General features: G+C 53.1%; 5 protein-coding genes. All 5 read left to right on the top strand.

Features of this window, described 5'->3' with window-relative positions; genetic code table 11:
• The first annotated feature begins 372 nt into the window (after positions 1-372).
• The 5 genes from ftsA to MXE39_RS08790 all read left to right on the top strand — a co-directional run bounded on the left by ftsA (position 373) and on the right by MXE39_RS08790 (position 11723).
• Entirely contained in the window at positions 373-1698 is a 1326-nt protein-coding gene (gene ftsA, locus MXE39_RS08810) for a cell division protein FtsA (protein WP_246978217.1), read from the top strand.
• A 1740-nt stretch (positions 1699-3438) separates the two neighbouring features.
• A complete protein-coding gene (gene ftsZ, locus MXE39_RS08805) occupies positions 3439-4809 on the top strand; it encodes a cell division protein FtsZ (RefSeq protein WP_246978218.1) in 1371 nt (456 codons plus the stop codon).
• A 1912-nt stretch (positions 4810-6721) separates the two neighbouring features.
• A complete protein-coding gene (lpxC, locus tag MXE39_RS08800; protein WP_246978219.1) occupies positions 6722-7675 on the top strand; it encodes a UDP-3-O-acyl-N-acetylglucosamine deacetylase in 954 nt (317 codons plus the stop codon).
• A gap of 579 nt (positions 7676-8254) precedes the next feature.
• Positions 8255-8809, top strand: a complete 555-nt coding sequence (ampD, locus tag MXE39_RS08795; protein ID WP_246978220.1) for a 1,6-anhydro-N-acetylmuramyl-L-alanine amidase AmpD — start codon at positions 8255-8257, stop codon at positions 8807-8809.
• A gap of 349 nt (positions 8810-9158) precedes the next feature.
• Positions 9159-11723 carry a bifunctional aconitate hydratase 2/2-methylisocitrate dehydratase gene (locus tag MXE39_RS08790; protein WP_246978221.1) on the top strand — a complete coding sequence of 855 codons (2565 nt, stop codon included), beginning with the start codon at positions 9159-9161 and terminating at the stop codon, positions 11721-11723.
• Positions 11724-11985: the final 262 nt, after the last annotated feature.

Raw genomic sequence — 11985 nt, 5'->3', positions numbered from 1 at the left:
TGAAAAAGGTTTTTAGTATATGGGCCCGGCTGCAGCAGTAAGCTGCACAGCAGCTGCCGCAATGCAGCAAGCTGCACAGCACAGCCAGCATGCCGCATCAGGCGGCAGCAGCTGCCGGAAGGCCCGGGAAAAGATTTTGACAGGCTGACACCAGTCAGGCCCGGAGCGGCGCTGTACGGCAATGCAATGCAAAGCAGACAGGTCCGCCCCCGGTCACCGACTGGCGCAATGGCACCCTGCCTGAGCCCGCACCTCTTTGTGGCGCGGGCCCAGGCAGGTGCACAAACAGTGGCCTGGCTGCAGCTCCCCCTGTCTGTGATTTTTGGGGAGCGGGCCGGTTCATGAGGTCTATCAGAGGACAGGAGATATTGAATGTTTAATAGAGGTCATAAGGCAGCCGCAGACCAGGCAAAAGCCCCGGAGCCTTTGGTCGCAGTAGATATTGGTACCTCCAAGATCCGCCTTATTGAGGGCCTTGTGGACAGTGAAAACATTGTGTCTGTTTCCTACTTTGATGAAGTGCCTTCAGCAGGTATTGTCAACGGTACTGTCTCTGATCTTGAAAAGCTCACCGAAAAGCTCTCCATTCTTATTCATAATTATGAAAAGAATACCGGCGGTCAGTTTTCACGCTGCTTTGTAGGTATTGCCGGACGTCATATTCAGTCCAAGAATGAAAAGGGCAATGCCACTGTACCGTCTCACCGTGTAACTGCTCAGGACAAGGAAAATGCCATTGCGCATGCCCGCTCTGCCAAGTTCTCCGAGTACAGCCACCTGCTGCATGTCATTCCTCAGAGCTATGACATTGACGGTACCGGCAATATCTCCAATCCTATTGATTTAAGCGCCATGCGCCTGGGCGTAGACGTACATCTGATTGCCTGTAACGAAGATCAGGAAAATAATCTGCGTGCCGCCTTTGAAAAGCTTTCCAGCCAGTTCCAGATTGAGCATGTTATCTACAATGGCGTAGCTGCGGCTGACGCCGTGCTCTCTCAGGAAGAAAAGGATATTGGTGTCTGTCTCATCGATTTTGGTGCCGGTGCCATCAACGTGGCCGTTTATGATCAGTCACGCCTGGTGCTGACCTTTGGTCTTGATGTGGGCGGCAATTCTGTAACCCGCGATATCGCCACTCACTTTGGTGTCTCCCTGCCAACAGCTGAATACCTCAAGCTCAACTATGGCGTAGCCCATCCGGCCCTGCTGCCTCCAGAAGTACAAAACGAGGTACTCTCCTTCCCTAATGGCAATCAGACAGCCATGATTCCACGTCATGATCTGTCCACCCTGGTAGGACTGTGCCTTATCGATATCTTCCGTACCATTTCTGACCGCATTGAGCGCTACCGTCAGAACTCAGGCAAGCCTCTGAGCATTGGCGCAGGCTATGTCATTACCGGCGGTGCTGCCTGCACCAGCGGTATTACTATTCTGGCCACCAACAAGCTCGGTGCCGCCGACAGCATTGGCCATGTAAAGGTCAAGACTGCCGTACCACGTGGTGTAAAGGGTGATTATGAAGCCCTGGAGCTGGCCTCCTCTGCCACTGCCGTAGGCCTGCTTCGTTTTGGCAATGCCATCAATCTCGAGCAGTCCAACCGTGTGCGCAATCTCAACGCCAACCGCAACAGCACCAGCGTTGTCGGCCGCGCCATAAGCTGGACCCGCGACTGGCTCTCAAAAGAGTTCTAAAACAAAGAACAGACAAGGCCATGGGGCCAGCCACCAGGCCCGGCAAAGCCGGCTGGATCGCCCCTGGCATGGCCTGCGCCAGCGCTGCCCAGCGCAGCTGCAACCGCAGGCCAGCTGCCCTAAGCCAAATGGGGACAGCCAGCAATATACTGAAGCAAACAGACAGACAAACATTAAACTGCTTCGTGGGACGACGTCCTTACTGCCTTGCAGCAGAAGGGGCGCTTTCAGTGAAAGCACGGGCTGCAGGTCCTGAGCCTTATGGCCTCAGACTGGCCTGCCTGGCATCTTGCCAGCAGCACGGGCCTGCCTTTCCCTTACCTTCTCACACATTCCCCAATGACCTTTGTCGGTACAGACCTTTATCCTGGTACATGCTTTTTTTATCCTGGGTAAAGCAGGGGCCAAATCTGATTTACAGATACTGAGGTTGCGCACCTTGATAGTGCAAGGGAAAATGTCGGGCATTGTCGGGTAATATTGATATAGTTTGATTTAATTACAGGGCATTTTCATCCAGGGCGCATAGCTGCGTGCTTTTGAGTATATTGTCCCAGCGATGCCGGGAACAGGACTTCAGGCAAAGTTGTGCGCTGACCTGCAAATTGGCGGTAAAAAGCTGACGGCAGGTGAAATTTGTCACGTAATTAAGGTAAACTGCAGATTTTGTCCTGCATGCTTGCATGCAATGACAATTTAGCCTGAGTACATGAATCAGCCTGATTAAGGTTATTAAGTTCCTTTTAATGATCTGACTCAAGGACGGTTCATTCAGGCGCGATGATTTTATCTTCGAGATAGAACCTCGCAAGATATATGTGAAACACTGCAAATGTTGTAAGTGGATAAGTCGTGGCTGCCGAGCGGCCACGGCCATCATTTTTTTTCACATAAGCAAGGGTATTACTGAGCTGGAATCAGCCCGGTTAATCATGCCCCGCAAAGAATTCTTTCCTTTTTTACCGACAGGCCCGTCTTCAAGGACGGTGGCTGAACAGCCTTTTACTGCAAATCAGCCTGTCGAGGCCGGATACGCTCCGGCTTGCTTGCCCGTACCGCTGTATCAGCATGGCTGGACGTGACCTGGCAACATCCGGTCACAGCAAGGCCGTCAGCCGACGTACTACCCCAAAGTTGGGAGCGTCGCCTGAAAATGTCTGATCTCCAGCGGCATCAGGGAAAACTGCATGAGGTAAACAGCGGCTCTGCTTGCAGTACAGAGTCATGCTGAAAATGCAGTAATAAGCTGACCTTGAAAATTGACCCGGACATGACCTGAGATGCTTACCGCCTTTTGGCATCATAAGGTTCTGTCAGTACCAGGCAGTACGCAATACAACTGGAAGACACAGCATGTCATACAGCCTGGTATGCCCGCAGATGGCAAGTCGTGCCCGAGCCGGGCTGGCATGTCAGATGCCCCGGGCAGCGCCGGAGACAGGCGTTCTGCCGGGCAACATCAATGAATGATGCACCCCAACCTGCAAAAGCTGCACGGGCTCAGGCACTGAGCTGCAGGCGCGGCAGGCCCAATCAGTCTGCAGCACTGAGCAGCAGGCTGGTAGCCAGCAGGTTGCCACCTGGTCCGGAAGCTGATGTAAATCAGGCCGGGAACGGGATGCATAAGGGCATGGCGCCGGTCATGCACTTTCATTTAGATGTGCTTTTTTCGGGCTTTTGAGGTTATAATAATTGACACACTAAGTTAAATTAGATGCACAGTACCTATTTGGGGGTTTTATGGGCGGTTTTGTTGTGGATTCAGTAGATCCGACTTCTGTTGCAAGTGAATCCGGAATTCACCAGGCAAAAAATAGTGTTGTTCGCGTTCTTGGTATCGGTGGTGGCGGCGGTAACGCCCTCCAGCACATGATCAACCAGAGCATCGGCGGCGTTGAGTTCATTGCCGTAAACACCGATGCTCAGGCCTTAAACGCATCTACTGCTCCTCTGAAGGTTCAGATTGGCGTTAAGCTCACCAATGGTCTTGGCTCCGGCTGTGATCCTAACAAGGGCCGCAAGGCTGCTGAGGAAAGCCGTGATGACATCAAGAAGCTGCTGGCCGGCTCTGACCTCATCTTCATTACTGCAGGCATGGGTGGTGGTACCGGTACCGGTGCTGCTCCAATCATTGCCGAGATTGCCCGTGAGAGCGGCGCTCTGACCGTTGCTGTTGTGACCAAGCCTTTCTACTTTGAGGGCAAGCGCCACACCGTTAACGCTGAGGCCGGTATTACCGAGCTGTCCAAGCACGTTGATTCCTTAATCGTTATGGACAACGACAAGCTGCTGTCCAACCTTGGTGCCAACATCTCCATTATTTCTGCCTTCAACGAGGCCAATGATGTGCTGCTCAACGCAGTGCGCGGTATTACCGACATCATTACCATCAAGGGCTTCATCAACCTCGACTTCTCCGACGTTGAGACCATCATGCAGGGCCGTGGCCATGCCATGATCGGTACCGGCGCAGGTCAGGGTGCCAACTTCTGTGAAGACGCCATTCAGCGTGCCATTCACTCTCCTCTCATTGAAGAGGTTGAGATCAGAAGTGCTACCGGTCTGCTTGCCTATGCCCGCGTAAATCCAAACTTCCCTCTGCACAAGTGGGAACAGATTATGAAGGAAATCCAGAGCTACGCTGATGAGGAAGCTGACTGCAAGCTGGGTATCGTATTTGATGACCAGATTCAGGAAGATCAGATCGAAATTACCATTCTCATCACCGGTATCTCTTCAGCCGAGGTTTCCAACTCCGAGCGTCAGTTCAATTCCTCCGGCCGTACCAGCCTGAACCGTCGTCCACCATCAGGTAATGACAACGGCTTCTTCAGAAACGTACAGCAGCAGAACTACGTTCCACCAGTACGCCCAGCCGCCCCAGCAGCTGCCGCTGCCGGTGCAGCCGCTCAGAACCGTCCAGCTGCCGTAGCTGGTGGTGAGCACCGCATTCAGCAGGTCAATACCGTAGGTAACGGTCTTGCACCTAATGGCTTTTCCTCCATCGCCAGCCAGGAAGTAAACTTCAACGGCAACAGCTCAAGCAGCGCCAGCAGCGATGACTGGAACGAGTCAAACGAAATCCCTTCTATCTTCCGCAAGAAGGTCTAAAGATTACCCAATAACTTAGTGTACTAGCACCATCGGCCCGGTGGTGTATCCAAAGCCCATGACCTCGGTTGTGGGCTTTTTATTTGCCTCCAGCCCCACGAACACCTCCGAACACCCCAACCCAACCCAAAAAAGACCAGCGACTACGCTCCCGTGTCTAAACACCCGACAATCTACCAAAATCCCCCACTCCAAAACCCCACACCAAAGCCGTCCAGCGGCCCAGCAGGACAGCCTGCCACATTTTCTCTCTACGGATCAAAAGCTCACTTCTTCAGACGGCTACCACGTCGCTCACTTCCAGTTCCAATAACCCCATCCATCCCTAATCTAATGACTTCGGAGTCAGGCAGCTGCTCCTGCACAAGCCCATGTCCACAGAACAGCACAGCACAAGGCAACTGTCCAACAGTCCACTGCAGGGTTGTCTAATGCCGGGCAAGCCACTGCAGGGCAAGCCATTGCTGCACCAGCTGCTCCGAGACGTCTCCTTATATCAATCAAATATAATTGAAGTATATCTATATAATTTACTATATGTATAGGCCTGTGCCTTGGACTGAAATGGAGCATCATGCGTTATAAAGCGCGTTGTATGACATCTGATTCTCATCCCGGAAAGTTCCCTGCAAAACAGTATCTCAACAGCGCCATATTTTGCTCCTTGCCGACCTGCAGACAGCACACCGACAGCGCCTCATGAGTGGCAGTTCAGACAGTGTTCACCAGAACACACCTCATCATAACGGCTGGTGCTTGCGAGCATGTTGCTTCGGCACCTTGTGCCTTGCCCACAGCAAAGGCCGTGAACATGGCAGGTGTTGCCCCTTGCGGTAGTGCCGCTGCGCTCATTGGTCACCACCAGCAATACGCAGTACATGGGTAACGGAGCCAGTTCACATGTGAGTAGCGCCAGTTCGCATGTGTAAAGCCGGTATAGGTAGCAGGGAGGGGAGTAAGCATGGAATCAGCTATAAGTAATGAGCACCAGGCCATAAGTTGTCAGAAGGGCTGTCCGTAGCGGGACTGTAATGGAGTATTGGCTGGGCTGGAGAACCTGTTTAAAGCCTGGTTCTTAATGACGCTACTCCTGCGGCTGCGGATGAGGGAACGTGGGGCTTATGCGACTGCAGCTGTGGCTTTCTCAGGTGCCACAAGCCACTCTCATTCTGCACAGACAGCAGCGGAGCAGCGGAAGTTGAGGATAGATTAGCCTTCACCGCACAGTGCCTGTGTCCGGCTGTAAAGGCAGCCTGCTTAAAGGGGCTTGCGTTACGACAGGGCGGGGACAGGGTGATGAAAATATGACAGATCACTTATGTTTGCGGGCGTGAAGTCGGGAGGTGAAATTTGTAATGCCTGTTTAAGTATTATATAGTTTGTCCAAATATGGGCCATATGCAGGTATTACTGCATGGCGGCAGAGCCGGTGGATAGCTGGTTTGCAGGCTTTTTGCTAGATACATAAAATTAATAAAGTGAATTATTAAAGTATTGAGTTAAATAGACGTTACTATGGATAAGCATGGATTTATTTCATGCTCAGACAATGGCCGATATTTTTTATGATTCAGGGATAAAACTTTTGTCTCTTCACTCCGTCTAAATGGCACCGGCAGCGCATACACACTGGGATAACAGCAGGAAAAAGCGCGTTGTTACCGGATGGAGTATTTTGACCTCTGTCACGATTTTGCTGCATTAACCCTAATTTTGAGGGCGTAGCATGAGAGGCATGGCAGCATGGCATGGTTCTTCCAGACCGCTGAATCAGGGAATCCATGCAATAACATACTGTTTATGCTTTTCTGTCTGCATAAATATGCAAGATTTTCAGGACAGAAAGTATTATTTTCGCCATCACTTTGTACTAAAATTGTGGCGTTTTGTGATGTAGCAGGAGGAAACTTCAATGATTTTCCAGAGAACGATACGAGAAGCTGTTTCTGCCACTGGAATTGGCCTGCATTCAGGCTCAAAGGTAGAAGTATCTTTTCGCCCTGCACCAGCCAATACTGGCATCATATACACCCGTACCGATCTGAATCCGGCCGTTTCCATCAAGTGCGAGCCTGATGCCGTACGTGACACTCAGTTATGTACCGCTCTGGTCAACCTCGATGGTGTACGTATTTCCACTGTTGAGCACCTGACAGCTGCCCTGTGTGCTCTGGGTATCGACAACCTTTATGTGGACGTAAATGCCCCTGAGCTGCCGGTAATGGACGGTTCATCACAGCCTTTCATTTACCTGTTCGAAACCACTGGTGTCCAGGAACTCCAGGCCCCTAAGAAGTTCATTCACCTCAAGCGTGCCGTACGCGTAGAAGATGGTGAGAAGTGGGCCGAGATCACTCCGGGCGATGGTTTTACCATGGACCTGACCATTGATTTCAATCATCCGGCCATGGACAGGGATCTTCAGCATTTCTTCCTCGACTTCTCAGGTGAGAGCTTCGTTCGCGAACTGTCCCGTGCCCGTACCTTCTGCTTCATGAAGGACGTTGAGTTCATGCACAGCCACAATCTGGCTCTGGGCGGTTCCCTTGAGAATGCCGTAGTACTTGATGACTACCGTGTAATCAACCCTGACGGTCTGCGTTACCCAAATGAGTTTGTAAAGCACAAGATGCTTGATGCTGTAGGCGACCTCTACATGTATGGTCACAGCATTTTAGGTAACTTCCGTGCCTACAAGACCGGTCACAAGCTCAACAACATGCTGCTGCGCGCCGTTCTGGCTGACGCCGCCAACTATGAGCTCATCGAGATTGATCGTCGTGTTGTTGAAAACAACGCCATCGAATTCCTCGAGTCCGAGGACGTCACTGCAGGTCTGGGCGGCCACCGTCTAATCCTCAACTAACCGGATTCCCTGCCCCGTGGGCCCACAGCCCACAGGCACACCATCCAGCGGCCACAGCCTCCAAGCGGAGCTGTGGCCGCTGCGCTTTGCACGCAGGCCATATCTCCTTATCCAGGCCCGCACCTCAGCTGCATCATACCCGGGACCGTCGCATTACCCAAGCATCTGCACGGACTTCCCCAGTCATCTTAAAAGCTCACCTGTCCAGCCCAGTACCACCTTAATCAAAACGATTTACTAAAGGTATTAGCGCGCCTGCAGTCAGCAATGCCGTCCCATCCCCTCCTCATCTGTTTTGCCCTTATTCTATGCTCTATCGTTGCAGCTGCAGCCATTGGCATCAGCCATGTATTAGAATGAGCTCATTACTGTCATCAGTTTTCCTGAAGCTCACAGCGCCTGTGCGCTGCTGCAGCCGCATGGCCGTGCGACGAAATGCCATGCCATCGCGTGGTCGGCATGCTGCGCCGTGGCGGTATGCTGTGACGCGGTGCTGATACAGATGACAGGCTGACATGCTGGCTGATGGCGGCTGGCAGCTCAGAGAGTGGCAGCAGACCTGTGTAAAAGGGGGAAAGTATGAGGATTATTGCCGGATGGCTTGAGGGCAGGGGAGTACGTCAGGTTCCTACCAGGAATTTCAACCGACGCCCGGCCGGTGAGATTTCGCTGATTGTGATGCATGGTATTTCTCTGCCTCCAGGCAAGTTTGGCGGACCATATGTCGATCAGCTTTTTACCTCATCTTTAAAGGCTGAGGACGATCCTTACTTTGAGGGTATATACCAGCTTGAGCTGTCCACCCATCTGTTTATCAACAGGCAGGGTGTTATCACCCAGTATGTCTCCTTCCTTGATCGTGCATGGCATGCCGGCCGCAGCTCCTACCGTGACCAGCCTGAGTGCAATGACTATGGCATTGGTATTGAGCTTGAGGGTACTGATGACATTCCATATACAGATGAGCAGTATCAGGTCCTTGATAAGGTAGTCACATTGCTGCGTGCGACCTATCCTGATATTGGTGACAGAGTGGCATCCCACAGTGAGATTGCCCCGGGCCGCAAGACCGATCCGGGCCCTGTCTTTGACTACACCCGCATTGGCCTGCGCCTGACCGATGCCAGGAACTGACGCCGTGCACCGGCAGACGCCGCCACGGAAGTGGCTGCGTCAGTGCAGCTCAGCTTGGCTGCGCTGCGCCCCTGCCGGCGACACTGCAGGCCATGCAGGCATGGTCTGCAGCTGCAGCTGCAGCGGCAGCTGCGAGGACAGGGTGATGCTCATATTGTGTGCAAAAGTGAGGTAATTTTTTGCGGGTAGAGAGGGTTGATGCGCAAAAACAGTGCACAGTGTCCTGTCCAGGAAAAGTTTTATACACTTGTCTGGTTAGGATTCCCGCATGGCTCCGGACAGGGGTTTTCCGGACAGTCCTTGCCCACATGCACATGCAGATAATTAGGATTTTTCCAAAGAGGTAGCTATGGCTCAAGATTATTTAACTGACTATTTCCTGAAAGCAAACGAGCGTGCCCGTCAGCATATTGAGCCGCTGCCTTTAAATGCAGCTGAGGTAACTGAACTGGTTGACCTGCTGCAGGATCCTCCATCAGGCAGTGAAACTGTGCTGTTCAACCTGCTGGCCTCCCGTGTTCCACCTGGTGTGGATGAGGCAGCCGAGGTTAAGGCCAAGTTCCTTGCTGATGTTGCCACCGGCGCTGTCGAGTCTCCACTGGTCAGCCCGGAGCAGGCTGTAGAGCTCCTGGGTCAGATGAAGGGCGGCTATAACGTAGCCCCGCTGATTGCTCTGCTCTCTGATGGCGAGCTGGCAGCCGATGCCGTTGATGCCCTTGAGCACACTCTGATGATTTATGACGCCTTTGATGAGGTGGCAAAGCTGTGCAAGGAGGGCAATGAGCAGGCCCGTGAGCTCATCACCCGCTGGTCAAAGGCAACCTGGTTTACCTCCCGTGACTCTCTTCCTGAGTCCCAGTCCTATACCGTTTTCAAGGTAACTGGTGAGATCACCACCGACGACCTTTCCCCGGCCTCTGATGCCTGGTCCCGTCCTGACATCCCGCTGCACGCTCTGGCCATGTTCAAGAACACCCGTGACGGTCTTGAGGCTGATGAAGAGGGCGTAACCGGTCCGGTCAAGCTCATCAATTCTCTCAAGTCCCGTGGTCTGCCAGTAGTATTTGTCGGTGACGTAGTAGGTACCGGCTCTTCCCGTAAGTCAGCTACCAATTCCGTGCTCTATCACTTTGGTGATGACATTGAGGGCGTACCAAACAAGAAGGCAGGCGGCCTGGTGCTGGGCGGCAAGTTTGCTCCTATTTTCTACAATACCCTTGAGGATTCCGGTGCTCTGCCAATTGAGGTGGATGTAACCCGTATGAATATGGGTGACACCATCAAGGTCAACTATGCTCAGGGCCAGATCACCTTAAATGACAGCGATGAGGTTGTTGCTTCATTCTCCCTGCGTCCAAGCCTGGTAGATGAGGTTCGTGCCGGTGGCCGTATCCCTCTTATCATTGGCCGTGCTCTGACCCGCCGCGCCTGTGAGTTCCTGGGCTGTGACATGCCTGATGTCTTTGCCCCTGTACAGTCCGATGCTGATGCCGGCAACACAAAGGGCTTTACCCGTGCCCAGAAGATGGTAGGCCGTGCCTGCGGTCTTGAGGGTGTACGTCCTGGCCAGTATGTTGAGGTCAAGGTCACTACTGTTGGTTCTCAGGACACCACAGGTCCTATGACCCGTGATGAGCTCAAGGATCTTGCCTGCCTCAAGTTCACTGCACCACTGGTAATGCAGTCCTTCTGTCATACCTGTGCCTATCCACGTCCTGTAGACGTCAAGAATCACAAGACTCTGCCTAAGTTCATCATTGACCGTGGCGGTGTTTCCTTAAAGCCAGGTGACGGTGTTATTCACTCCTGGTTAAACCGCATGTGTCTGCCTGACACTGTAGGTACCGGTGGTGACAGCCATACCCGTATGCCACTGGGTATTTCATTCCCTGCAGGTTCCGGTCTGGTGGCCTTTGCAGCAGCTACCGGCATGATGCCGCTTGATATGCCTGAGTCCGTACTGGTGCGCTTCACCGGTACACGTCGTCCGGGCATTACCCTGCGTGACCTCGTTCATGCCATTCCTTACTTTGCCCGCAAGCAGGGTATGCTTACCCTCGACAAGAAGGGCAAGGTCAATGTCTTCTCCGGCCGCATTCTGGAAATTGAGGGCCTAGAGGATCTGAGCGTTGAGCACGCCTTCGAGCTGGCTGACGCCTCTGCTGAGCGCTCTGCCGCTGCCTGTGCTATCGACCTCAAGACTGAGAGCGTAGTTGAGTACTTAAAGAGCAACAGCGCTCTGTTAAAGGAAATGGCTGAGGACGGCTACAAGGATAAGGACGCTCTGCTGCGCCGTGCTGCTGCCATGGATGAGTTCATTGCCAACCCGACCTCAATCAAGGCTGATCCTGACTGTGAGTATGCTGCAGTACTTGAGATCAACATGGACGAGATTGTTGAGCCAATCTTATGCGTGCCTAATGATCCTGATGCTGCCTATCCACTCAGTGAGTGCCAGGGCACAAAGCTCGATGAGATCTTCGTTGGTTCCTGTATGACCAATATCGGTCACTACCGTGCTGTTGGCTCCATTCTGGCCTCCATGGGTCAGGAAAGCCCATGCCGCTTCTGGATGGCTCCACCTACCCGTATGGACGAGTACCAGCTGCGTGCTGAGGGCCTGTACTCAGTATTTGCCCGTGCCGGTGCCCGTATGGAAATGCCAGGCTGCTCCTTATGTATGGGTAACCAGGCCCACGTAGCTGAGAATGCCACCGTAATCTCAACTTCAACACGTAACTTCCCTAACCGTCTGGGCAAGGGCTCTCAGGTTTACCTCTCCAGCGCCGAGTTATGTGCCGTATGTGCCCGTCTTGGCTACATTCCAACCAGAGAGGAGTACTTCAATTACACCGAGTGCCTCAATGGCAACGAGTTCCAGATCTACCGTCTGCTCAACTTCGCTCAGGTCTAAGACCACAAGGTCAGCCAGCCAGCCAGCCATCCAGCCAGGCGCAGCTTAACTGCGTTGCCGCTGAGCTGAGCTGTATTGCGTTGAGCTGCGCGTCTGCCAGGCTGCAAGGCCGCCTTGCCCGCTCACTGCGCCCCATCACAGCGCCTTACGGCGCCGGCATGGGGCAGAAGATGCAGCACTGATGAGCAAGGGCACGACAGTGCACTGCCGGGACAGTGCTCCCGTCCCATAATCAGGACCGCCGGGAAAGACAGGCTCTTTT

Source organism: Anaerobiospirillum sp. NML120511 (assembly GCF_023050955.1).
Taxonomy (GTDB): Bacteria; Pseudomonadota; Gammaproteobacteria; order Enterobacterales; family Succinivibrionaceae; genus Anaerobiospirillum.
Note: the sequence above shows the minus strand (reverse complement) of the source record. Positions and strands in the feature narration are given on the sequence as shown.

What these genes read in the sequence shown, in the direction of transcription:
- ftsA (WP_246978217.1), top strand. Translation starts at nt 373, where the DNA reads ATGTTTAATAGAGGTCATAAGGCAGCCGCAGACCAGGCAAAAGCCCCG.
- ftsZ (WP_246978218.1), top strand. Translation starts at nt 3,439, where the DNA reads ATGGGCGGTTTTGTTGTGGATTCAGTAGATCCGACTTCTGTTGCAAGT.
- lpxC (WP_246978219.1), top strand. Translation starts at nt 6,722, where the DNA reads ATGATTTTCCAGAGAACGATACGAGAAGCTGTTTCTGCCACTGGAATT.
- ampD (WP_246978220.1), top strand. Translation starts at nt 8,255, where the DNA reads ATGAGGATTATTGCCGGATGGCTTGAGGGCAGGGGAGTACGTCAGGTT.
- MXE39_RS08790 (WP_246978221.1), top strand. Translation starts at nt 9,159, where the DNA reads ATGGCTCAAGATTATTTAACTGACTATTTCCTGAAAGCAAACGAGCGT.